The following is a 24,317-nucleotide window of genomic DNA, read 5'->3' as shown; positions in this document are numbered from 1 at the left end:
GAGGGCGCTTCAATGCGACCGGCGGCAGAGAGATTCAAGCCCGCGCGTGGCTACGGCTCAGGTTGCTAGCGGTAACGTAAGCCGGGCGACCACGCCGCCGCCCTCCGGCAGCGTCAGGACGACGTCGCCGCCGCCCGCCCGCGCCGCCTGGCGCGCCACCGCCAGCCCCAGGCCGACGCCGCCGGTGTTCCGATTGCGAGAGCGCTCGCCCCGGAAAAAGGGATCGAACACGCGCTCCAGATCCTCGGGCGGGAAGCCGGGGCCCGTGTCCTCCACGCAGATCAGCGCCTGGCCGGCCTCGGCGTGGGCGACGACGCGGGCAGCGCCGGCGTAGCGCAGGGCGTTCCCGATCAGATTGTCCAGCGCGCGCTGCAAGGCGTCGGGATCGGCCAGCACCGGCAATGGGTCATGGCCGGAGAACACGACGTCGGCGCCGGTCTCGGCGAAGCGGTCGATGCACTCGGCCGCCAGGACGGCCAGGTCGAGGGCCTCGCGCCGTTCGGGCGCCGCCTGCCCCTTCACATAGGCCATGGCCTGACCGATCAGGGTGTCCATCTCCTCGATATCGGCGGCCATGCGATCGCGTACGTGCTCGGGCGCCTGTTCGGCGCGGAAGCGAAGACGGGTCAGCGGGGTGCGCAGGTCGTGGGCGATGGCCGCGATGGTCTGTGACCTTTGGCGCATATGATCCTTCAGCGCCGTCTGCATGGTGTTGAAGGTGGTGATGGCGGTGCGGACCTCGGCCGGGCCCTTGGGCTCCAGCGGCGGCGCCTCGGGATCGGCGCCCAGGCGTTCGGCGGCGGCGGCGAAGGCGCGGATCGGCCGGGTCAGCCGTCGCGCGAACCACCACACCAGCGGCGCCAGCAACAGCAGGGTGATGAGCAGCGTCAGCAGCAGCCTCTGCTGCCACGGGGACAACAGGTCGCGCGGCGGCTCGATGGTGGCCCATCGCCCGTCCGGCAGCTGCAGAGACGCGACGAAGGGCGCGAAGCTGAGGCGGTCCGAGAAGGGGTCGAAGCCGCCGGGGCCGAAGCCGGGGCCGGGTGGGCCGCCACGTCCGCGTCCGTCCTGCGACGGCTGGACGTCCGCCTGCGCGCCGCCCTGTCGGCCGGGCGGCGGCCCACGGTGGCCCGGTCGCTCGTCGGGACGGCGGCGGGCCCAGTCGCCCGGACCGCGCCGATGCTCCACCGAGATGCGAACCCGCGCCGTCGGCACGCCCAGCCGATCGGCCAGGGCGGCGGTGATCATCTTCGCGAAGGGATCATCCGGTTCGCGCAGCGGCGGCGGCTGGTCGCTGATGCGGCGTTCCAGCGCCCGGCCGTCGGTGGTCTGTGCGGGCTTGCCCAGCAAGGCGTCGCGGGCGGCGGTCAGGCTGAACCCCTGGGGCTGCGGCGGCGGCGAGAAGATCAGCACGGCGACGGCCACCGCCTGGGAGGCGATGACGGCCAGAACGGCCAGGGCCGCCACCTGCAACAGGATGGGCAGGCCGCCGAAGCGCCGTGGGTTGCTCATCACCGGCGCTCGACCCGCGCGTCGAACAGATAGCCTTCGCCCCGGTGGGTGACGATCAGGTCGCGGCCCGCGCCATCGTCCAGCTTCTTGCGCAGACGGCTGATCTGCACGTCCATGGCGCGGTCGAAGACGTCGGCGTCCGGGCCGCGCGCGCGTTCCAGCAGCTGGTCGCGGGTCAGGATGCGGCCGGGATTCTCGACGAAGGTGCGCAGCAGGTTGAACTCGCCGGTGGACAAGGCGATGGCCTCGCCCCTGGGGTTGGTCAGCTCCCGGCGCACCAGATCCAGCCGCCATCCGGCGAACCGCACGGCGACCGGATCGGCCGTCTCGTCGCGCGGCCGGCGCAGCACGGCGCGGATACGCGCCAGCAATTCGCGCGGATTGCATGGCTTAGGCAGATAGTCGTCGGCCCCCAGCTCCAGCCCGATGATGCGGTCGGTCTCGTCGCCCGTGGCGCTGAGCATGACGATGGGCAGGCCCTTGCCGGACAGGCGTCGGCAGACCGACAGGCCGTCCTCGCCCGGCATCATCAGGTCCAGCACGATCAGGTCCGGTCGCGAGCGGGCAAGAATACGATCCATCTCTGTCGCGCTGCCCGCCTGCAGGGTCTCATAGCCGTGCTGGTCGAGGTAATCGCACAGGACGTCGCGCAGGGACGGCTCGTCGTCGACGACCAGGATGCGGGGTAGGGGCTCGGCTTGCATGACGGGGTTCCTGGCAGCCGGTTACGGCACGCGCGTTTCAACGCTGAAACATGCCGGCTCCCGTCGCAAATAACGCAGATGACCGGCGGCGTGGGCCCATACGGCCGCTTTCTTCCGGGGCGGAATGCGGAGAGATTGCAGACATGAGTCGCGCCCCCGCAGACGCTGCGCCGGTCGGCCCCTGGATTCTGGGGGCGGGCGGTCAGGCGCGCGTGGTCGCCGCCGCGCTGAGGGCGCTGGGGACGGCGTCGCCGGGCGTGTTCGACGACGGGCCGTTCGAACCGGGCGAGCATCTCGGCGGGACCGCGATCCTGGGGCGTGTGCCGGATTTGCGGCCCGGCCCGGTCCATGCGGCGCTGGGCGGCAACGCTGCGCGCCGGACGCTGGTCGAGGGGCTGGCGGGGCGCTCGTGGCGCGCCGTTGTCCATCCCGCCGCCGTCGTTGATCCCGGGGCTGATATCGCCGACGGCGCCTTCGTCGGCATGGGTGCGCTGGTGCAGGTCGGCGCCGTGATCGGACGACACGTCATCATCAACTCCGGCGCCGTGATCGAGCATGACTGCCGCGTCGAGGACTTCGCCCATGTGGCGCCGGGGGCGGCGCTGGCGGGCGGGGTAAGAGTGGGCGAGGGCGCTCTGGTCGGCCTGGGCGCGCGCGTGCTGCAGGGCGTGAGCATCGGCGCGGGGGCGGTGGTCGGCGCCGGCGCCGTGGTGACGCGTGACGTGCCGGACGGCGTCACAGTGCTGGGCGTCCCGGCGCGGGCGGTCGAACGATGAGCCGCGTGCCGCTCTCGACGCCGGATATCGGATCGCGTGAGCGCGAGTTGATCGTGCAGGCGTTCGACGACGGCTACGTCGGGCCGCTGGGACCGTACCTGGAGCGGTTCGAGGCCCAGTTCTGCGCTTACACCGGCATGCAGCACGCGGTGGCGGTGTCGTCCGGCACGGCGGCGCTGCATCTGGCGCTGCACATGCTGGGGCTGGAGCCGGGCGCGCGGGTAGCGGCGCCGACCCTGACCTTCATCGGCGGCGTGGCCCCGATCCGCTACGTCGGGGCCGAGCCGGTGTTCATCGACTGCGAACCGGATAGCTGGGGCATGGACCCGGCGCGGTTGGATGAGGCCTGCGTCATGGCGGCGCGCGAGGGGCGGCCGATCCGGGCGGTGGTGCCGGCCGACCTCTATGGCCAGGCGTGCGACCTGCATGCGATCCGGGCGGTGGCGGAGGCGCACGGCGCGGTCGTGGTGCTGGACGCCGCCGAGAGCGTGGGGTCGCATTACATGGGCCGCCACGTAGGGCCGGGTGCGTCGTGCGCCGCCTTCTCTTTCAACGGCAACAAGATCATCACCACGGGCGGCGGCGGCATGCTGGCGTCCGACGACGGCGACCTGATCGCACGGGCGCGCAAGCTGGCGACGGCGGCGCGGGAGCCGGCGGTCCACTACGAACACGCCGAGGTCGGCTTCAACTATCGCCTGTCCAGCCTGTCGGCGGCGCTGGGTATCGCCCAGCTGGAGGGGATCGAGGGCAAGGTCGCAAGGCGGCGCGCCATCTTCGAGCGCTATCGCACCCGGCTGGCTGACGTGCCGGGGCTGTCGTTCGCACCCGAGGCCGAGGGGCGGCGTCACACGCGCTGGCTTTCTGTGGTGCTGCTGGAGCCGGGCGGGCGGCTGGATCGCGAGGGTCTGCGGCTTGTCCTCGATGCGGCCGGGATCGAGGCGAGGCCGGTGTGGAAGCCGATGCATCTGCAACCGGTCTTTGCGAGGGCGATCGTCGCGGGCGGCACCACGGCCCAGGATCTGTTTGATCGAGGCCTGTGCCTCCCATCCGGCTCCGACCTGGATGATCTCACCATTGATCGGATATGTGACGCCATCAGAACGGCGTTAATATAGCCTCAGTAGGTGGTTTTTGCCGCCATTGTCAGCCGCGACCCATACGCCACGCAATTTTGTTGCGTTTGGGGTTGCTTCCCAGGCCGCTGCGTGGTTTTTTAACGACATCAGTTCGAGGCCACCCGTGAACCCGTCGTCGCGCCACATTCAGACCGCCCGCCGCGCCAAGGCCGTGGCGATCGCGCGCGTCCGGCCATCGGTCGATGCCGTCTCCATTACGGTCGTAACCGTCCTCAGCCTCCTCCTCAGCCTCCTCCTTAGCGTGGCGGCGTGGATGTACGCGACCTGAACTCAACCTCAGGCTCGACGGCACCCACCCCGCTTCCGGTCCCGGCAGCGGGGTTTTTCATAACTGACGACCTGAACACCTAAGATAATGACGCAAGAATCAACCCCTTCCGCCCCCAAGACGCCGAACGCGCGCAGCGCCTCGGTGACGCACGGCCCGAACCGGGCCGCGGCGCGCTCCTATCTGCGCGCGGCGGGGATGCAGGACGCCGATTTCGACAAGCCGATGATCGGCATCGTCAACACCTGGTCGACGGTCACCCCGTGCAACATGCACCTGGACCGCCTGGCCAAGGACGTCCGCGCCGGCATCATCGCGGCGGGCGGCTATCCGGTCGACTTCAACACCATCGTCGTCACCGATGGCATCTCGATGGGCACGCCGGGGATGAAGGCGTCGCTGATCAGCCGCGAAGTCGTCGCCGACTCGATCGAGCTGGCCATCGAGGGGCACCAGCTGGACGGCGTCGTCGCCATCGTCGGCTGCGACAAGACCATTCCGGCGGCGGCTATGGCCCTGGCGCGGATGGATATCCCGGGACTGGTCTATTACGGCGGCACCATCCTGCCGGGCATTGTGGGCACGAAGGAAATCTCGATCCAGGAGGTCTTCGAGGCCATCGGCGCGCACGGCGCCGGCACGCTGGGCGATGCGGGCCTGAAGGAAGTCGAAGCCGCGGCCTGCCCCGGCGCCGGCGCCTGCGGCGGTCAGTTCACGGCCAACACCATGGCCATGGCCCTGACGGTCATGGGCATCTCGCCGATGGGCGCCAATGACGTCCCGGCCGTCGATCCCGCCAAGGGCGCAGAGGGTGAACGCTGCGGCCGCATCATCGTCGAGCGCGTCTTCGCCGGCGACACGGCGCGCAAATACATCACCAAGGCCAGCCTGAAGAACGCGGCCATCGCCGTCTCGGCCTCGGGCGGATCGACCAATGCGGTCATGCACCTGACCGCCATCGCGGCGGAGGCCGGCGTCGATTTCGGTGTCGAGGATTGCCACCAGGCCTGCGTCGAGGCGCCGGTCATTTGCGACCTGAAGCCGGGCGGCCGCTTCCTGGCCTCGCACCTGTATGCCGCCGGCGGCACGCGTCTGGTCACTCAGCGCCTGGCCGAGGCCGGCAAGATCATCAACACCCCGACCGTCTCGGGCCGCAGCCTGTTCACCGAGGCCGCCGAGGCCGAGGAGGCGCCGGGCCAGCGGGTCGTCACCGACTTCACCCGTCCGGTCATGGAGCGCGGCAGCTATGCCGTCATCTACGGCGACGTCGCGCCCGACGGCGCGGTCATCAAGCTGACCGGCCATAAGGTCGACCGCTTCGAAGGCCCGGCCTGCGTCTTCGACAGCGAGGAAGACGCCTTCCACGCCGTCCAGGACGGCTCGGTGGGCGAAGGCGACGTCATCATCATCCGCTACGAAGGCCCCAAGGGGGGGCCGGGCATGCGCGAGATGCTGCAGGTCACCGCCGCCCTGAAGGGTCGCGGCGTGAACAACGTCGCCCTGATCACCGATGGCCGCTTCTCGGGCGCCAGCTACGGCTTCGTCGCCGGCCACGTCTCGCCCGAAGCGGCGGTCGGCGGCCCGGTCGCTCTGATCCGCGATGGTGACCGCATCACCATCGACGTCACCAACCGCCGGATCGACGTCGCCGCCGATCTGGAGGCTCGCCGGGCGGGCTTCGCTCCCGTGACCGCCCGCCCGGCGAGGGGTGTCTTCGCCAAATACCGCGCCTCGGTCGCCTCTGCGGCCCAGGGCGCCGTGACCATTCCCAACCCGCCGCCGGCTCAGATTCCGGCTGAATTCCAGACCGGCGCCGCCGGAACGACCATCCGAGAGGACGCCTGAACCATGGCCATCACCATCTATACGAACGACGACATCCGCCCCGGCGCCATCGCCGGCCAGCGCATCGCCGTCATCGGCTATGGCTCGCAGGGCCGCGCCCACGCCCAGAACCTGAAGGACTCGGGCCACGATGTGGTCGTCGGCGTCCGTGAAGGCGGCAAGGGCTGGAAGAACGCCCAGGCCGACGGCCTGACGACCGCCGAGCCGGCCGAGGCCGTCAAGGGCGCCGACATCATCGCCATCCTGACGCCCGACATGGCCCAGGCCGAGGTCTACAAGACCGTCATCGAGCCGAACGCCAAGGAGGGCTCGGCCCTGCTGTTCGCGCATGGCTTCTCGATCATCTACGGCCGCATCACCCCGCGCGAGGACATGGACGTGATCCTGGTCGCCCCGAAGGGTCCGGGTGACCTGGTCCGTCGCGAGTACCAGCGTGGCCGCGGCGTGCCGTCGCTGTTCGCCATCGAGAAGGACGTCACCGGCAAGGCGCGCGACCGCGCCATGGGCTACGCCAAGGGCAACGGCGGCGCGACCGGCGGCCTGCTGGAAACCACCTTCCGCGAAGAGACCGAGACGGATCTGTTCGGCGAACAGGCCGTCCTGTGCGGCGGCGCCAAGGAGCTGGTCATGAGCGGGTTCAACACCCTGGTCGACGCCGGCTATCAGCCCGAGATCGCCTATTTCGAGTGCATGCACGAGCTGAAGCTGATCGTGGACCTGTTCTACGAAGGCGGCATCACCAAGATGAATGAGTTCATCTCCGAGACCGCCAAGTGGGGCTCGGTTAAGTCCGGCCCGCGCGTCATCAACGACGAGACCCGCGCCCGCATGAAGACCATCCTGGAAGAGATCCAGACCGGTCAGTTCGCCAAGGAATGGATCGCCGAGAACGACGCCGGCAAGCCGCAGTACGACGCCTGGGTCAAGGACGACAGCGAACAGGCGATCGAGAAGACCGGCGCCAAGCTGCGCGAGCGCATGGCCTGGCTGCAGACGCCCAAATCCGAAGCCGCCTAAGCCTGAGACTGAAAGCCTAAGTGACCGTCATGAGCGCCACCGCGCCAGCCCGCCAGCAGAAGCCAGACGCCGCCCCTCAAAGCGGCGCGCGGCTGCTCATCTCGACCCTGGAAAACCTGGGGGTCGAGGTGCTGTTCGGCTATCCGGGCGGGGCGATCATGCCGGTCTATGACGCCCTGGCCGGATCCAAGCTGAAGCACATCCTGGTCCGCCACGAGCAGGGCGCGGCCTTCGCCGCCGACGCCTATGCCCGCAAGAGCGGCAAGGTCGGGGTGTGCATGGCGACCTCGGGTCCCGGCGCCACAAACCTGGTCACCGGCATCGCCAATGCGATGATGGATTCGGTGCCGCTGGTCTGCATCACCGGCAATGTGGCGCAGGGCCTGATGGGCACCGACGCCTTCCAGGAGATCGACATCCTGGGCGTCACCCTGCCGATCGTGAAGCACTCGGTCATCGTGCGCGACCCGGCCGACATCCCGGCCGCGGTCGAGGAAGCCTTCCATATCGCCGCCTCGGGCCGTCCGGGTCCGGTCCTGATCGACCTGCCCAAGGACGTGCAGTTCGCCCAGACGACCGAGGACTACGGCTTCCATCGCCCGAACCACGTCGAGCCGCTGGACCACGACGCCATCGATCAGGCGGCGGCGATGATCCGTTCAGCCGAGCGTCCGCTGATCTACATCGGCGGCGGCGTGAAGATCGCCCGCGCGGTGGATGAGCTGCGCGCCTTCGCAGCGGCCACCGGCATCCCGGCGGTCTCGACCCTGAACGCCCTGGGCTCCATCCCGACCGACGCACCGGGCATGCTGGGCATGCTGGGCATGCACGGCACGCGCGCCGCCAACGAGGCGGTCCAGAACGCCGACCTGCTGATCGTCTTCGGCGCCCGCTTCGACGACCGCGCCACGGGCAAGCTGGCCGAGTTCGCGCCGAACGCCCGCGTCGTCCACTTCGACCGCGACGCCTCGGAAATCAGCAAGCTGCGCACCGCCCACGTCTCGGTCGTCGGCGACCTGAAGGACGGCATGGCGGCGCTGAACCAGCAGCTGGCTGGCGAGACCTTCGCCATCGACGCCTGGCGCGCGCACACGGCCGAGCAGTCGGCCATCAACGCCGTCCGCTACGACGCGCCGGGCGACGGCGTCTATGCGCCGGCCCTGCTGAAGATGGTCTCCGAAAAGGCCGGTGACAGCTTCGTCGCCGCCTGCGACGTCGGCCAGCACCAGATGTGGGCCGCCCAGCACTGCCGCTTCTCCAAGCCGGAAGCCCACATCACCTCGGGCGGCCTGGGCGCCATGGGCTTCGGCCTGCCCGCCGGCATCGGCGCCAAGCTGGCCGATCCGTCCGCGACGGTGGTCACCATCGCCGGCGACGGCGGCTTCATGATGAACATCCAGGAGCTGGCGACCCTGAAGCGCTACGGCATCGCGCTGAAGATCGTGCTGATCGACAACTCGTCGCTGGGCCTGGTGCGCCAGTGGCAGGAGCTGTTCTTCGCCGAGAACTATTCCGAGATCGATCTGTCGGACAATCCGGATTTCGTGAAGGTGGCCGAAGCCTTCGGCGTCGAGGCCTTCCGCATCGACAGCCGCGATCAGGTCGAAGCCGGCCTGGATCGTCTGCTGGCCGCCGACGGCCCGTGCCTGGCGCACGTGGTCATCGATCCCAAGGAAAACGTCTGGCCGCTGGTGCCGCCAGGCAAGTCGAACGCTGAAATGATGGAGCGCGCATAATGAGCGACACGATCCACGTCCAGATCGATCGGGCCGACGGCTCGCTTCAGCGTCTCATCGGCCTGGTGGAGCGCCGCGGCTTCCACATCGACGGCCTGATCCTGGCCGACGAGGGCGCGCTGCGCCGTGTGCAGATGCGAGTTCGCGGCCGCGACGACGCGCGCTGCACGGAAAACCTGGGCCGCCAGATCGACCGCCTGTATGGATGCACCCGCATCGGTCAGGTGTCCGCTTTCCCGACCGAGGCGGCGGCGGCATGAGCGATCGAGTATCCAGAACCGCCGAGATCGCGGCGGCCGATCCGAACCGGGTCATCGTCTTCGACACCACGATGCGCGACGGCGAACAGGCGCCGGGCTTCTCCATGTCCGCCAACGCCAAGGTCAAGCTGGCCGGGGTGCTGCGCGACCTGGGCGTCGATGTCATCGAGGCCGGCTTCGCCGCCGCCTCGCCGGGCGACGAGGAGGCCATTCGCCGGGTGACCGGCGAGGTCGAGGGGCCGATCTTCTGCTCGCTGTCGCGCGCCAACGAGGCCGACATCGACGCCAGCTATCGCGCCCTGCAGCATGCGCCCAGGTCGCATCGCCGCTGCCACACCTTCATCGGCACCAGCCCGATCCACCGCACCGCCAAGCTGAAGATGTCGACCAATGAGGTGATGTCCAACGCGGTGCGTTCGGTGGAATATGCCCGGTCGATGTTCGATGACGTCGAGTTCTCGGCCGAGGACGCCTTCCGCACCGAGCCCGAGTTCCTGGCCGATATCATGGAGGCCGCCGCCGATGCGGGGGCCCAGACGCTGAACGTGCCCGACACCGTCGGCTATGCAGCGCCGGAAGAGGTGCGCGAGCGCTTCGCCGCCCTGGCGGACCGCATCAAGCGTCGCCACCCGGACGTGATCTTCTCGGCTCACTGCCACGACGATCTGGGGATGGCGGTCGCCAACTCCCTGGGCGCGGTGATGGGCGGCGCGCGTCAGGTCGAGGTCGCCATCAACGGCATCGGCGAGCGCGCCGGCAACTGCTCGCTGGAAGAGATCGTCATGGCGCTGAAGGTCCGTGAGGACCGCTATGGCGTCACGACGGGCTGCGACACCCGCCACCTGGTGCGCGCGTCCAAGATCCTGTGCGAACTGACCGAGACCGTCATCGCCCGCAACAAGGCGGTGGTCGGCATCAACGCCTTCGCCCACGAGGCGGGCATCCATCAGCACGGAATGCTGGCCGACAGCCGCACCTACGAGATCATGCGTCCGCAGGACGTGGGCTTCGAGGGCAGCTGGTTCGTGCTGGGCAAGCACTCGGGCCGTCACGCCGTGGCCAAGCGCGCCGAGGTTCTGGGCCACGTCCTGACCGGCGAGAAGTTGGCGGCGGTGCTGGCCGGCTTCAAGCGCCGGGCCGACGAGATCGGCGAGATCAACGACGCCGAGCTGTTGGGCGTGATCGCGGCGGTGGATGGAACGCCCGAACCGGTCTACGCGGCGGCGGGCTGATGCCAAGGACCCTGTTCGACAAGGTGTGGGACCGCCACGTCGTCACGCCGGAAACGGCGGAGACGCCGGGCGTGCTCTATATCGACCTGCACCTGGTGCACGAGGTGACCAGCCCGCAGGCCTTCACCGAGATCGAGGCGCGCGGCCTGCCGGTGCGCCGTCCGGACCGCACCTACGCCACCCTGGACCACTCCACCCCGACCCTGCCGGCCGGTCCGGACGGCAAGCGGCCCTATGCGACGGCGCAGGCCGAAAATCAGGTGCATACGCTGGAAGAAAACTGCGCCCGTCACGGCATCCGCCTGGCGGGTTGGGGCAGTGAGGACCGCGGCGTCGTACACGTCATGGGGCCGGAGCTGGGCCTGACTCAGCCGGGCATGACGGTCGTCTGCGGCGACAGCCATACGGCGACGCATGGCGCCTTCGGGGCCTTGGCCTTCGGCATCGGCACCTCGGAAGTCGGCCATGTGCTGGCGACCCAGTGCCTGCTGCAGCGCAAGGCCAAGGCCATGCGCGTGACGGTGACCGGCCGGCTGAACCCCGGCGTGTCCGGCAAGGACGTCGCCCTGGCCGTCATCGCCGCAATCGGCTTCGGCGGCGGCACCGGCTATGTCATCGAATACGCCGGCGAGGCGGTGCGGTCGCTGGACATGGAGGGGCGCATGACCCTCTGCAACATGTCCATCGAGGCGGGCGCCCGGGCCGGCATGATCGCCCCGGACCAGACCACCATCGACTGGCTGCGCGGCCGCAAGAACGTGCCGGCGGACTATGAGGCGGCGGCCGCCGAATGGCTGACGCTGGTCACCGACGCGGGCGCCGAGTTCGACAAGGAAGTGGTGCTGGACGGCGCAGCCATCCGCCCGATGGCGACCTGGGGCACAACGCCCGATGCGGGCGCTCCGGTCGGCGCGCCGGTGCCGCAGCCGTCGTCCGACAGCGACCGCAAGGCCATCGCCTATATGGGCTTCACCGCCGGCGAGGCGACGACGAGCGAAGCCGTCGACGTGGTGTTCATCGGCAGCTGCACCAACGGCCGCCTTCCGGACCTGCGCGCCGCCGCCGACGTGCTGCGCGGTCGTCAGGTCAAGCCGGGCGTTCGGATGCTGGTGGTGCCGGGCTCCGAGGCCGTGCGCCGCGACGCCGAGGCCGAGGGCCTGGATCAGGTCTTCATCGCCGCCGGGGCCGAATGGCGTCTGCCTGGCTGTTCGATGTGCATCGCCATGAACGGCGACTTCGTCCAGCCGGGGCAACTGGCGGTCTCGACCTCCAACCGCAATTTCGAGGGCCGCCAGGGCAAGGGCGCTCGCACCATCCTGGCCAGCCCGGCCACGGCGGCGGCCAGCGCTATCGCCGGCGTGCTGACGGATCCGACCGCCTATCTGCGGGAGGCTGCCGATGCGTGATCCGCAACATCTCCGCTCATCCCGGCGGAAGCCGGGATCCAGTGCTTTGGTCGACGGAGCACTGCATCAATCCGAAGAGGCTCATGGGGGCCGCGCCGTTTCGCATCAGAACTGGGTCCCGGCTTCCGCCGGGATGAGCGGTGGTGAAGATGTCTGAACCGTTCAAGACCCTGACCTCGCGGACCCTGACGCTCAGCCAGGCCAATATCGACACCGACCAAATCATCCCGGCGCGCTTCCTGACCACCACCACGCGCGAGGGTCTGGGCAAGGCGGCTTTCTATGACTGGCGCTATGAGGCGGACGGGTCGCCCAAGCCGGAAGCGATCCTGAACCGCATCGATCCGACAGAGCAGCGCATCCTGCTGGCCGGCAAGAACTTCGCCTGCGGATCGTCGCGCGAGCATGCGCCCTGGGCGCTGCTGGACTACGGTTTCCGGGCCGTGATCTCGACCGAGATCGCCGACATCTTCACCTCCAACGCCCTGAAGAACGGCTTTCTGCCCATCGTGGTGGACCAGGCCGTCTGGGACGATCTGGCGGCCCACCCGGAGCAGCCGGTGACCATCGATCTGGAGGCCGGCGAGGTGCGGCGCGGCAACGCCCCGCCTGTGCCGTTCAAGGTCGAGAGCTTCGCCCGCCAATGCCTGCTGAACGGGGTAGACACCCTGGGTTGGCTGCAGACCCATATGCCCGCGATCGAGGCCTTCGAGCGCGCCCACGAACCGGAAACCGCCGCATGACCTCCCCCCAGACCTTCAACATCGCCCTGCTGCCCGGCGACGGCGTCGGCCCCGAGGTCACCGCCGCCGCGCGCGAGGTGCTGGAGGTCATCGCCGACTTCTTCGGCCACGACTTCCGCTTCCGCGAATACGCGATCGGCGGCGCCGGCATCGACGCGACCGGAGAGCCTCTGCCGCAGGAAACGGCCGACGCCTGCATGGCCGCCGATGCGGTCTTCCTGGGCGCCGTGGGCGGACCCAAGTGGGATGGTGGCAAACGCCGGCCCGAAGAAGGCCTGCTGGCCATCCGCAAGGCCATGGGACTGTTCGCCAACCTGCGGCCGCTGCAGGTTTCGCCCGTCCTGGCCCATCGTTCCCCGCTGAAGCGCGAGATCGTCGAGGGCGTCGATCTGATCGTCTTCCGCGAACTGACCGGCGGCGTCTATTTCGGCAAGAAGACGCGCGACGAAAAGGGCGCCTCGGACCTGTGTGAGTACACGGTGGTCGAGATCGAGCGCGTCACCCGCGCCGCCTTCCAGACCGCGCGCCAGCGTCGCGGCAAGGTGACCTCGGTCGATAAGGCCAACGTCATGGAGACCAGCCGCCTATGGCGCGAGGTCGTCACCCGTATCGGCGCCGAGGAATACCCGGAGATCGAGCTGGAGCACGCCCTCGTCGATTCCATGGCCATGCACCTGATCCGCAAGCCGCGCGAGTACGACGTCATCCTGACCGAGAACATGTTCGGCGACATCCTGTCCGACGAAATCTCGGTGCTGGGCGGCTCGATCGGCCTGTTGCCCTCCGCCTCGCTGGGGACCGAAGGCCCGGGCCTGTTCGAGCCGATCCACGGCTCGGCGCCGGACATTGCCGGTCAGGACAAGGCCAACCCGATCGGGGCCATCCTGTCGGCCGCCCTGTTGCTGCGTCACAGCCTGAAGCTGGAGGACGAGGCGGATTCGGTCGAGGCCGCCGTCGCCGCCGTCTTGGCCGCCGGCGCCGTCACGACCGACTTGGGCGGCGAACTCGGCACCCGAGCGGCGGCCGGCGCGGTGATCGACGCCATCCGGGCTATCCACTGGGCCGCGGCGCACCGCGTCCAGATGCATTGGGCGTAGCCTCGCGCGGCAAGCTCCGACGACGGACAGAAGCCTCGTCTGAGCAGGTACGAAATATCGCACCTGCTCAGTGCCGGTGTTACGCGAAATCGTGCGGCAATCTCGCTAATGGCAGCATTATCATTCCGAGGTGAAGCGTATCGGCCACGGAATGGCAATAAATTTGCAACGATTATGACCCGGCCCCTTGCGCCCCCTGGCTTTGCAGTAAACACTTCGCAACTGCGAAGGTCGCATTTGGGGAATACATCATGTCGCACGTCTGGAATCGGCTACCAGGGATAGCCGCTCTGCTCGTCCTTATCGCGGGGCTGTTTTACGCGGGGGGCGCCTTCGCCCAGGACGCGGCAGCCCCTGCTCCTGCACTGCTGGCCCACCAGGCCGCGCTTGAACTGAACGGCGCCGACACGGCGTGGCTGGCCACCTCTTCCGCCCTGGTTCTGCTGATGACCCTGCCGGGTCTGGCCCTCTTCTACGGCGGCATGGTGCGCCGCAAGAACGTCATCGCAACCATCACCCAGTCGGTCGGCGTCTTCGCCGTGGTGACGGTGCTGTGGTGCGCCATCGGCTATACGCTGGCCTTCGGGGTGAACCCGGATCCGGCGCTGCAGCCCTACATCGGCGGCTTCGAGGCGCTGTTCCTGAACGGGATCGGCCTGGAATCGGCCAATGCCCTGCTGCCGGGCATTCCTGAGTTCGTCTTCCTGACGTTCCAGATGACATTCGCCATCATCACGCCCGCCCTCGTCACCGGCGCCTTCGCCGAGCGGATGAAGTATTCGGCGCTGCTGCTGTTCACGGCCCTGTGGACCGTCCTGATCTACGCCCCCATCGCCCACTGGGTCTGGGGCGGCGGCTTCCTCGGTTCGGCCGGCGTGCTGGACTTCGCCGGCGGCGCGGTCGTTCACGTCAACTCGGGCGTCGCGGGCCTGGTCTGCGCCATCTTCCTGGGTCGTCGTAAGGGCTACGGCACCGAGCCGATCACCCCCCACAACCCCGTCCTGACCATGATCGGCGCCTCGTTGCTGCTGGTCGGCTGGATCGGCTTCAACGCCGGCTCGGCGGGCGCCGCCAACGGTCTGATGGGCGTCGCCCTGATCAACACCATCCTGGCCGCCGCCGCCGCCGCCCTGACCTGGAAGCTGGTCGAGGTGATCGAGAAGCGTAAGGCCTCGCTGATCGGCATGCTGTCGGGCATCGTCGCCGGTCTGGTCGCCATCACGCCGGCCGCCGGCTTCGTGGACCCGAAGGGCGCCTTCATCATCGGCGCCATCGCCGGCCCGGTCTGCTACATCTCGTCGGTCTGGATCAAGAAGCTGCTCCGCTACGACGACAGCCTGGACGCCTTCGGCATCCACGGCGCGGGCGGCCTGCTGGGCGCCCTGCTGACCGGCGTGTTCGCCTCCACCGCGATCAACAGCCTGTCGGAAGGCGCCAACATCCCGACCCAGGCCATCGGCCTGGCCTGGACCATCGCCTACTCGGCGGTCGGCACCCTGATCATCCTGATCATCTGCAAGTTCACCGTCGGCCTGCGGGTCTCGGCGGCGGCCGAAGAAGAAGGTCTGGACACGACGCTTCACGGCGAAAGCCTGGACCACTAAGACCACCGGCCCGGTCGGGGCGTCTCTCTCGCGCCCCGACCGGCCATCGCTTCAAAAAACAACAACTGTCTCATCAAGGGGATAAACTGATGATCACCAAGCACATGAAGGGCGTCGCCGCCGCCGCTGTCCTGGCCGCCGCCGGCCTGGCTTTCGCCGCTCCGGCCTCGGCCGAAGACGTGGACGTGTCGTTCAACGTCGGCGTCGTGTCGGACTACGTCTTCCGCGGCTTCAGCCAGACGGACGAAGAGCCGGCCATCCAGGGCGGCGTCGACATCACCACCGAAAGCGGCCTGTACGCTGGTCTGTGGGCCTCGAACGTCGACTTCTATGATTCGACCGACGCCGAAGTGGACGCCTACATCGGCTACCGCACCGAAGCCGCCGGCTTCGCCTGGGATGTCGGCCTGATCGGCTACGGCTACGTCAACGATCCGAACGGCTCGGGCTACAACTACGCCGAAGCCAAGCTGGCCGCCTCGCGCGCCGTCGGCCCGGCCACCATCGGCGCCGCCGTCTACTACTCGCCGAACTTCTTCGGCAAGGCGGACGAAGAGGCGGTCTATTACGAGCTGAACGGCGCCTTCACGCCCTTCGACAAGCTGACCATCTCGGGCGCCGTCGGCCAGCAGAAGCTGGACGTCAGCGACGACTACACCGCCTGGAACGTGGGCGCGTCTTACGCCCTGTTCGGCCCGGTTTCGCTGGACGTGCGCTACCACGGTTCGGACGTCGACGGCCCGCTGTCGGACGACCGCGTCGTCGGCGGCATCAAGGCGGTCTTCTAAGGCGCGCCGTCTCGGGCCGAAGCCCAGAGGCTTCGACCTGACGCCTGAACAAGGAAAGGGCCCGGCGGCGACGCCGGGCCCTTTCTGCGTCTCGAGTCGGGATCAGATCAGCGTCCGTAGCGCTCGGCGACCGGTGCGTAGCGGTCCCAGACCTGGCCGTCGGCCAGCGAGCGCAGCAGCTTCAGATACTCCGCGTGGGTCCAGGCCAGGGGCGTGGCCGAATCGGTGCCCTCACCGTCGCGATAGCCGTGGGCGTTGGCGCCCACCCCGTCCCAGACCTGTTCAGGCAGCAGCAGACCCTCATTGGCGAAGCTCTCCATGCCGTGGACGTAGGTGCGGCGGATCCGGTCGCGGGCCTCGGTGGACATCGGACCGTTGGCCGACGCGGCCGCGACCTCGTAATGCCCACGCTCGCCCGTGAAGAAGGGCCAGACCCGCCCGCGCTGGGCCGGCGCCATGACGCCGCCGACGCCATAGTCGCCGCCCGTATCGGTGCGCTCGCCATAGCCGTCGTTGCCGTAGCGGCGGTAACCCGGCGCCCCGTTCAGGTCGTAGCGAACGCGGAAGCGATCCGCGCGCGCCTGATCGTCATACTCCGGCAGGGTGTCCAGGATCGACGGCGCATCGGCCGCCCGCACGCCGTAACGAACCAGCTCCAGGAAGCCGCCGTCGATGATGCGGTCCTCGGGCTCGGCCGGCTGGCCGTTGTTCTCGCCCAGCAAGCCCTTGTCGTTGGGGTTCTCGTTGCGCGACAGGCGCAGGAAGTAGCGGCCGTCGCCGTACTCGCCCGCCGTCGTGAACATCCGCGCCTCGACCTTGGACGCGTAGTCGTCGGCGGCGGCCTGGTAGCGGGCGGCGGAGGGCGCGTCGCCCGAGGCGCGGGCGATGTCCGCGGCAGTGGTCAGGCCGGCGATGACGGCGGCGGTGGTCGAGGGTGAATAGCCCTCCTGCTCCTCCCACCGCTCCTGCTGGCTCCACGGCGGGGTGATGCGGCGGTCGTTCCACAGGATGCCGGCCGTGCCGCCCTGCACCAGGAAGTCCGCCGCCGGCTTGATCATGCGGCTGTAGAAGCCGGCCAGCTCGGCGTCGGACAGTTCGCCCGCCTTCCACAGTCGCCAGCCCAGCATGATCGGCATGGCGGTCTGGTCCAGCTGGACCCCCACCCACTCGATCTGGCCGTCCACATGGGTCTTCTGCAGGAACCAGCCGGTCGCGCCGGTATTGCCCGGCGTCTGGGCCGTCACCTGCACCTGCGGCAGATAGCGGAAGGCCGCCAGCGGCGTCTCGCGGTCGCCCAGCGCCATCAGCGCCATCGCCACCTGATAGAAGTCGCGCGGCCACACGGCCTTGTACCCGGTCGAGGGATTGGTCGCGTCCACCGTCTCGCCCCAGGGGTTGGACAGGCTGGCGATCAGGGCGCCGGCGTATGTGCGGTCCTCCTGCACCTTCAGCATCAGGGCCGAGGCATAGGCCAGCTTGCCGTCGTCGGTGGACTGGGCGGCCAGGCGCGGCAGTTCAGTCAGCGAACCGACCCAGTCCTCCCAGCCGACGCGGGCGCCCTCTCCGTTGAAGCGGGCCACGACTTCATCCAGCCCGGTCGCGAACGATGCGGCGGCGGCGGCGTCCGCCTCGGCGGCGCTCTGGCCGAAGCCGATGACATAGTCGCGCGTCAGGGTTTGGCCCTGCGCGATCGTCGGCAGGGCGCCGGTCAGGACGACGCTGCCGGCCGCGTCGCCGGTGGAGGCGTAGGCGCGGGTCAGGCGGCGGTTGGCGGTCAGGTCGGTCAGGCCGTCGGACGCGCCTAGGAAGCCGGCGCTGGCCGCCTCGAACGGCTGGCTCGGCGCCAGCGTCAGGTGGACGTCGCCCTCGCTGGCGCGCAGAGCCTCCGGCGCCGCCTCGCCCCGATCGCCGCCGCCGGTGTTGGCCATATGCGGCTCAAGCAGCAGGTAGGGCGTGACCGGGCCGGACTTGGCGGTGATGGAGACGCGCAGCACCAGGGCGTTGCGGTCGGGGTCCGTGAAGACGCGCTTGTCGATCTGATAGGCGCCGCCCTTGTCGGTCGTGACGACGCGATAGGCGGGCGACAGGGGGCGGCCGTCGCGGTCGGTGTGCAGATATTCGGTGCGGCTGGTGGTGTCGGTCCCTTCGACAGACAGGCCGCCTGGCGTGACGACGCCGAAGCGCAGCGACTTGATCTGGGCCTCGTGGATCAGGCCGTACATCGTCTCGGTCAGGACGCCGTCGGCCAGCGAGAACCAGACCTTGGACACGGCCCCGGTCGGGCCGCCGTCCTGATAGCGGCCGTCGACATAGGCCTCATAGCTGGCGCCCGCGCCTGTCTTGGCCGCGCTGGCCCAGGTGGCCACAGCGCCCGGCGCGCCGGGTGCGACCGGCGCGACGACCAGCGGCGACGAAGCGACCGGCGCGGTCACCGGGCTCATGGAGGCGCAGGCGCTGGTGGACAGCAGCGCACAGGCGGCGGCTGAGAGGGTCAGGCGGCGGGCGAAGGTCATCGGACTACTCACGGACTGCTGGCAACAGGAAGGTCAGGGGCGTGTCGAGGCGCTGGTTCCAGGACGCCTCGTTGTGCTGGGCGCCCGGGAAGACCAGGCTGCGGAAGCGGTCGGACGGCCAGCCGGCCAGGCGCACCGTGCGGTCCACGGCCGACTGGAACTCGGCGTAGAAGGCATCCAGCGTCTCGTCGCCCCGGTCGAAATAGAGCTTGTGGCTCATCGGGTCGGGCAGGCCGGCCCGGACCACGCCGGTCCAGGCGGTGACCAGCCGGTCGCGCCACGCGGCCAGCGCCGCTGGATCCTCGATGGCGTCGATGCGCAGCGGCCAGTGGGTCGACAGGCAGCCGGCGCGGCCGAACACGGCCGGATACTTCATCATCGCATAGAGCGAGATCAGCCCGCCCATGCTGGAGCCCATGATGGCGGTGCAGCCGCAGTCGGACCGCGTGCGGTAGTCACGGTCGATCGCCGGCTTCAGCTCCTCGACCAGGAAGCGCAGGTACTGGTCCGACAGGGGCGCGCCGCCGTAGATGGCCTGGACCTCGCCGCGCATGTCGGCGGGCAGGGCGGTCAGCAGGTCGGCGGGGATGTATTCGCGCAGGCGCAGCGGCGTGTTCCAGATCCCCACCACGATCGGCGTGTCGATCTGGCCGGTCGAGGCCAGCCGGCTGACGTGCTCGTCCACGCCCCACTCGCCGGCAAAGGCCTTGGACGCGTCGAACAGGTTCTGTCCGTCGTGCATGTAGAGCACCGGCCAGCGGCGATCCGGCTGGCTGTCATAGCCGGGCGGCAGCCAGACGGTGACGTTGCGCGGCTGAACGTGGGCCGAGCGGACGTTCGTCATCTCGATGACCCGGCCCTCGGTCGGGACGTCGGCGCGAACCGAGGTCGCGAAGGCCAAGTCTGTCAAAGGAAGGGCGGAGAGCCCCGCCAGAAGAGCGCGGCGATCCATCACACGGCCTCGTGCGGCGCTTTGGGAACGATCAGGCTCAGGCCGGCCGCGATCAGGAAGCTGACGCCGCCGATGACCAGGGCGAAGATCGCCTGGTCTCCGAACGCCGCCTTCAGGACGGCGCCCAGGATGGTCGCGGCGACCAGTTGGGGCACCACGATGAAGATGTTGAAGACGCCCATATAGACGCCCATCTTCCGCCCCGGCACGGCCCCGGCCAGGATGGCGTAGGGCATGGAGACGACGGAGGCCCAGGCGAAGCCGATACCGATCATCGGCACCCACAGCAGGTTCGGATCGCGGATCAGGAAGACACCGATCAGGCCCGCCGCGCCCAGCGCCAGATTGACCGCATGGGCGCCGCGCTTGCCGGTGCGCTTGGCCAGCACCGGGATCAAAAAGGCCGCCAGCGCCGCCACGCCGTTGTAGACGCCCATCAGGACGCCGGCCCAGTCGGCCCCGCGCGCATAGCCGGCGCTGGTCGGGTCGGGCGAGGCGAAGTGGACGGCGGTGACCGCCGGGGTGGCGTAGATCCACAGCGAGAACAGGGCGAACCAGCTGAAGAACTGAACCGCCGCCAGGCCGCGCATGGTGGCCGGCATGGCGAAGACGTCGCCCAGGATTTCGGTCAGGGCGTTGCTGCGCCGGGCGGCGATAAAGGCGCCCGTGACCATCTGCAGGACGCCGAAAGCGGCGACGAAGCCCGCCAGGATGTAGAGCTCCTTGGCCAGTCCCAGCAGGTTGACGATCGCGAAGCCGACCGATCCCGCCAGCGCCCAGAGCAGGCCGCCCAGGTACCAGGCGCCCTGCGGCCGGACCGGCGCCGCGTGGCTGTCATCCGAGCGCGGCTCGAACGACTCGATCTCGGCGGGGCTGTATTCCTTGGTCGTGAAGACGGTCCAGAGGACGGCGCTGAGCAGGCAGACGGCGCCGACGTAGAAGCTGATCCGCACGCTGTCGGGCACGACGCCCTGAGGCGCCGTCGAGGCCACGTTGAAGACGTTCGACAGCAGCCACGGCAGGCACGAGGCGAACACCGCGCCGGCCCCGATGAAGAAGCTCTGCATCGCATAGCCGGTGGTGCGCTGCTCCTCCGGCAGGTTGTCGCCGACGAAGGCGCGGAAGGGCTCCATGGTGATGTTGATCGAGGCGTCCATCAGCCACAGCATGGAGGCGGCGATCCACAGCGTCGGGCTGTTCGGCATGGCGACCAGCGCCAGCGTGGTCAGGATCGCCCCGACCAGAAAATAGGGCCGCCGCCGCCCCAGCGGCCCCCAGGTCTTGTCGCTGAAATGGCCGATGATCGGCTGGACCAGAAGGCCCGTCAGCGGCGCGGCGATCCACAGGATCGCCAGCGAATCCACCTCCGCCCCCAGGGTCTGGAAGATGCGGCTGGCGTTGGCGTTCTGCAGGCCGAAGCCGATCTGGATACCGAAGAAGCCGACGCACATGTTCCAGATGGCGAGCTTGCCCAGCCGCGGCCGACTGGCCACGGCTGTCCCAGGGGTGACGGCGGTCATCAGCGGCGCCCGCGACCGATCGGGACGAACTTGATGGCCTGGCCGCCGCCGGCGCCCAGACGCAGCAGCATCGTGTCAGCCGCCGTGACCTCCCTGGTCTCGATGACGATGTCCTCGCGCTTGCCCTTCCAGTCTGCCTCCGGCCCGTCGCGATAGATCTCGGCGCGGTACCGGCGGCCGGCGTCCAGGAAGCCCAGCGACACTTCCAGCTCGCGTCCGAACTCGTCGGTGATCGAGCCCAGGAACCAGTCGTCCGAGTTGCGGTCCTTGCGGGCGATGGTGACGTAGTCGCCCACCTCGCCGTTCAGCACGACGGTCTTGTCCCAGTCGGTGGCCACCGTCTCGATGAACTTGAACGGGCCGGGGTTGGCCTCGTAGTTTTCCAGCAGGTCCGCGGCCATCTGGATCGGGCTGTAGAGCACGATGTAGAGCGCCAGCTGTTTGGCCCAGGTGGTCGCCACGCCGTCCGGCGCGCGGGTGCGCATGCCGAAGACGCCCGGCGTGAAATCCATCGGTCCGGCCAGCAGGCGGGTGAAGACCAGGTTCACCTCGCGCTCGGGCGGGTTCCCCGGGTTGCCCCAGGCGTTGTACTCCATGCCCCGCGCGCCTTCGCGGCTGATGATGTTGGGATAGGTCCGGCGCAGGCCTGTGTCCTTGAACGGTTCGTGGGCGTTGATGGCCACCTTGTGCGGCGCGGCCGCCTCGACGACTCGCATGTGGTGCTGCGCCATGGCCTGGCTTTCGTGCCAGGCGAAGGTCCAGCCGCCCTTGCCGTCCGACACCCGCGCGCCGCCGGCGTCGGAGACATAGCCCGTCTTCACCGAATGGATGCCCAGCCGTTCATAGAGGGCGAAGCCGGCGTCCATCTGCTGCTCGTAGACATAGGCGTTCCCGCCCGTCTCGTGGTGGCCGATGATCTGCACGCCCTTCTGGCGGGCGTAGGCGGCCAGCCGCTCGATATCGAAGTCGGGGTAGGCCTCGGTGAAGCTGAAGTCGAAGCCGTTGCCGAACCACTCGCCGTCCCAGCCCTTGTTCCAGCCCTCGACCAGGACCCCGCCGATGTTGTGGGCGGCGGCGAAATCGATGTGGCGCATGACGTTGGCGGTCGTGGCGCCGTGCTTGGGACCAGAGCCCCAGGTGGCGGTCTCCATGTGCATTTCCCACCAGACGCCGACGTAGGTCATGGGCTTGAACCACGAGACATCGCCCAGCTTGTTGGGCTCGTTCAGGTTCAGGATCAGATGGCTTTCGATCAGGCCGCCAGCCTGGTCGGCGATCTGCATGGTCCGCCATGGCGTGTTGAACGGCGCCTCGCGCACGACCGGGGCGTTCGTCTGCCCCGGCGTCAGATCGGCGCGCAGGCCGTTGCCGGTGGTGTGACGCAGGTTCATCCCGGCGTAGTCGATCAGCGCCGCCTCGTGGAAGGCGACGTGCAGGCCTGAGTTCAGCTTCACCGTCATCGGCGTCTGGGCGACGCCCACCTCGGCGACCGGCGTCTTGTTGTAGAGGTACTCCTCGCGGTTCCACTCCAGCGCCGGCGACCACCAGGCCACGCCGCCCTCGGCCAGATTGAACTCGGTCAGCTCCGCACCGATGCGCACGGTCTTGAGGCTGGCCTGCTCGGGGAACTCGTAGCGGAAGCCGACCCCGTCATCGTACAGGCGGAAGACCACATCGACCCGGCGACCCAGCGCCGTGCGCTCGGTCAGGTGGACGCGCAGCTCGCTGTAGTGATTGCGGATGCGGCGCTCTTCGCCCCAAGGCTGCTCCCAGGTCTCGTCATGCGTCGTGACGGGATCTGCGGTGATGTTGAAGTTGCGCTCCAGCTTGACCGCATCGGTCAGCAGGAAACCGAGACGCGACGGCGCAATGACCGGCCGGCCGAACCGGCTGACCGCATAGCTGGGGCGGCCGTCGCCGTCGGTGGTCACGACGACCGACAGCACATTGCCCGGCGAGGCGGCGGTGACCACGGCCGGAGCAGGCGGCGCGGCTTGGGCGAAAGCCCCGCCGGCGGACGCGGAAAAGATCGTGGCCGTCGTGGCCAGCAGCGTGCGCCTCAGCATGGGCGTTCCTCCTCGATGATGTTTCTCGGCGCCTCTTGCAAAGGGCGCCGTGGAATGGGCAGAAATGGCGATGAAAGCTTTGCAGCAAACTTTTCAGCCGCTGCAGGCGCCAAGGCCGCACGCAGTTGAGCAAGAAGACGACCCGACTTGAAGACCTGGCGCGCATGGCCGGCGTTTCCATCGCCACCGCCTCGCGCGCGCTGAACGACAGCCCGGCCGTCAACGCACGCACCAAACAGGCGATCTGGAAGCTGGCGCGCGAGCACGACTATCCGTTCCGCCGCTACATGCCGGCCGGTCCGATCGGGGCGCAGGGCACCATCGCCCTGGTCGTGCCGCGGCCGCAGGGGCGGGAAGGGCGGCTGAGCGACCCCTTCTTCCTGGAGCTTCTGGCCGGCGTCGGCGAGGCGGCGCGAGAGCGCGGCTGCGACCTGCTGATGAGCCACGTCTCGCCCGCCAGCTATGACGATTTGTCGGTGGCGCTGACGACCAGCCGTGCGGACGGGGTGATCTTCATCGGCCAGTCCAGCCTGCACTCCGCGCTGAACCGGCTGGCCGCGACCGAGAGCCGGTTCGTGGTCTGGGGCGCCGAACTGGCGGACCAGGCCTACTGCTCGATCGGTTCCGACAACATCCAGGGCGGCCGCCGCGCGACGCTTCACCTGGCGCGGCTGGGCCGAAAGCGCATCGTCTTCCTGGGCGATACGGATCCGCCCGAGTCGATGCAGCGGCACCGCGGCTACCTCGAGGCGCTGGAACAGACCGGTCTCGGCGTCGATGTCGAGCTGATCGTGCCGGCCCATTTCGAGGTCGAATCGGCCGAAGCGGCGGTCGAGGCCCTGATCCGGCGAGGCACGCCCTTCGACGGCGTGGTGGCGGCGTCCGACCAGATCGCCCTGGGCGCCGTGCGGGCCCTGCTGCACGAAGGCATCGAGGTGCCCAGGGACGTGTCCGTCATCGGTTTCGACAACGTGCCGTTCAGCCGCTACTCGCGCCCGGCGCTGAGCACCATCGCGCAGGACACTATGAAGGCGGGCCGGCTGATGGTCTCCAAACTGCTGGACCACGGCGGCGCCAGCGCGGGCCGCTCCGAACGGGTGCCGACCGACCTCATCGTGCGCGAGACCTGCGGCGGCTGA

The 24,317-nt window shown here is 69.1% G+C and carries 19 protein-coding genes; 13 read left to right on the top strand and 6 right to left on the bottom strand.

The window, feature by feature from the left end:
* Positions 1-57 precede the first annotated feature (57 nt).
* On the bottom strand, positions 58-1,512 hold the full coding sequence (locus ASG17_RS13705; protein WP_056104908.1) for an ATP-binding protein: 1,455 nt from the start codon (positions 1,510-1,512) through the stop codon (positions 58-60).
* Entirely contained in the window at positions 1,512-2,216 is a 705-nt protein-coding gene (locus tag ASG17_RS13700; protein ID WP_056104906.1) for a response regulator, read from the bottom strand. The genes ASG17_RS13705 and ASG17_RS13700 overlap by 1 nt, the downstream gene beginning before the upstream one ends.
* Positions 2,217-2,359: 143 nt before the next feature.
* On the opposite strand from ASG17_RS13700, the gene ASG17_RS13695 reads away from it, so the two are divergent.
* From ASG17_RS13695 to ASG17_RS13640, 12 genes are all read left to right on the top strand, one after another.
* On the top strand, positions 2,360-2,992 hold the full coding sequence (locus ASG17_RS13695; RefSeq protein ID WP_056104905.1) for a NeuD/PglB/VioB family sugar acetyltransferase: 633 nt from the start codon (positions 2,360-2,362) through the stop codon (positions 2,990-2,992).
* Positions 2,989-4,110, top strand: coding sequence for an aminotransferase class I/II-fold pyridoxal phosphate-dependent enzyme (locus ASG17_RS13690; RefSeq protein ID WP_056104903.1), 1,122 nt, complete (start codon positions 2,989-2,991; stop codon positions 4,108-4,110). The genes ASG17_RS13695 and ASG17_RS13690 overlap by 4 nt, the downstream gene beginning before the upstream one ends.
* A gap of 376 nt (positions 4,111-4,486) precedes the next feature.
* The gene (locus ASG17_RS13685; protein ID WP_056104901.1) at positions 4,487-6,244 is read left to right on the top strand and encodes a dihydroxy-acid dehydratase; all 1,758 of its coding nucleotides are present in this window, start codon (positions 4,487-4,489) and stop codon (positions 6,242-6,244) included.
* Between the two features lie 3 nt (positions 6,245-6,247).
* Positions 6,248-7,261: a ketol-acid reductoisomerase gene (gene ilvC, locus ASG17_RS13680; RefSeq protein ID WP_056104899.1), complete on the top strand. Its 1,014-nt coding sequence runs from the start codon at positions 6,248-6,250 to the stop codon at positions 7,259-7,261.
* A 29-nt stretch (positions 7,262-7,290) separates the two neighbouring features.
* Positions 7,291-8,997 carry an acetolactate synthase 2 catalytic subunit gene (gene ilvG / locus ASG17_RS13675; RefSeq protein ID WP_200935090.1) on the top strand — a complete coding sequence of 569 codons (1,707 nt, stop codon included), beginning with the start codon at positions 7,291-7,293 and terminating at the stop codon, positions 8,995-8,997.
* Positions 8,997-9,257, top strand: coding sequence for an ACT domain-containing protein (locus tag ASG17_RS13670; RefSeq protein ID WP_056104896.1), 261 nt, complete (start codon positions 8,997-8,999; stop codon positions 9,255-9,257). The genes ilvG and ASG17_RS13670 overlap by 1 nt, the downstream gene beginning before the upstream one ends.
* A complete protein-coding gene (locus ASG17_RS13665; protein ID WP_056104894.1) occupies positions 9,254-10,489 on the top strand; it encodes a 2-isopropylmalate synthase in 1,236 nt (411 codons plus the stop codon). The genes ASG17_RS13670 and ASG17_RS13665 overlap by 4 nt, the downstream gene beginning before the upstream one ends.
* A complete protein-coding gene (gene leuC, locus ASG17_RS13660; RefSeq protein WP_056104892.1) occupies positions 10,489-11,895 on the top strand; it encodes a 3-isopropylmalate dehydratase large subunit in 1,407 nt (468 codons plus the stop codon). The genes ASG17_RS13665 and leuC overlap by 1 nt, the downstream gene beginning before the upstream one ends.
* A 149-nt stretch (positions 11,896-12,044) precedes the next feature.
* Complete coding sequence (gene leuD, locus ASG17_RS13655) at positions 12,045-12,638, top strand: 3-isopropylmalate dehydratase small subunit (protein ID WP_056104890.1); 594 nt, start codon at positions 12,045-12,047, stop codon at positions 12,636-12,638.
* Entirely contained in the window at positions 12,635-13,735 is a 1,101-nt protein-coding gene (gene leuB, locus ASG17_RS13650; RefSeq protein WP_056104888.1) for a 3-isopropylmalate dehydrogenase, read from the top strand. The genes leuD and leuB overlap by 4 nt, the downstream gene beginning before the upstream one ends.
* A 251-nt stretch (positions 13,736-13,986) precedes the next feature.
* Entirely contained in the window at positions 13,987-15,339 is a 1,353-nt protein-coding gene (locus tag ASG17_RS13645) for an ammonium transporter (protein ID WP_056104886.1), read from the top strand.
* An 89-nt stretch (positions 15,340-15,428) separates the two neighbouring features.
* Positions 15,429-16,127, top strand: a complete 699-nt coding sequence (locus ASG17_RS13640; RefSeq protein ID WP_235560463.1) for a TorF family putative porin — start codon at positions 15,429-15,431, stop codon at positions 16,125-16,127.
* Positions 16,128-16,234: 107 nt separating this feature from the next.
* On the opposite strand, the gene ASG17_RS13635 is transcribed toward ASG17_RS13640, so the two are convergent.
* From ASG17_RS13635 to ASG17_RS13620, 4 genes are all read right to left on the bottom strand, one after another.
* Entirely contained in the window at positions 16,235-18,568 is a 2,334-nt protein-coding gene (locus ASG17_RS13635) for a glucan 1,4-alpha-glucosidase (protein ID WP_056105080.1), read from the bottom strand.
* A gap of 76 nt (positions 18,569-18,644) precedes the next feature.
* On the bottom strand, positions 18,645-19,592 hold the full coding sequence (locus tag ASG17_RS13630) for an alpha/beta hydrolase (protein ID WP_056104883.1): 948 nt from the start codon (positions 19,590-19,592) through the stop codon (positions 18,645-18,647).
* Complete coding sequence (locus tag ASG17_RS13625) at positions 19,592-21,112, bottom strand: MFS transporter (RefSeq protein ID WP_056104882.1); 1,521 nt, start codon at positions 21,110-21,112, stop codon at positions 19,592-19,594. Before ASG17_RS13625 ends, ASG17_RS13630 begins: the two co-directional genes overlap by 1 nt.
* Positions 21,112-23,178 carry a glycoside hydrolase family 97 protein gene (locus ASG17_RS13620; protein WP_056104880.1) on the bottom strand — a complete coding sequence of 689 codons (2,067 nt, stop codon included), beginning with the start codon at positions 23,176-23,178 and terminating at the stop codon, positions 21,112-21,114. The genes ASG17_RS13625 and ASG17_RS13620 overlap by 1 nt, the downstream gene beginning before the upstream one ends.
* Positions 23,179-23,303: 125 nt before the next feature.
* On the opposite strand from ASG17_RS13620, the gene ASG17_RS13615 reads away from it, so the two are divergent.
* The gene (locus tag ASG17_RS13615) at positions 23,304-24,317 is read left to right on the top strand and encodes a LacI family DNA-binding transcriptional regulator (protein ID WP_056104878.1); all 1,014 of its coding nucleotides are present in this window, start codon (positions 23,304-23,306) and stop codon (positions 24,315-24,317) included.

Origin of the sequence: Brevundimonas sp. Leaf363 (assembly GCF_001424025.1) — a bacterium.
In the GTDB taxonomy this organism is placed as follows: domain Bacteria; phylum Pseudomonadota; class Alphaproteobacteria; order Caulobacterales; family Caulobacteraceae; genus Brevundimonas.
The sequence above is the reverse complement of the archived record's forward strand: the minus strand, read 5'-3'. Positions and strand labels throughout refer to the sequence as shown.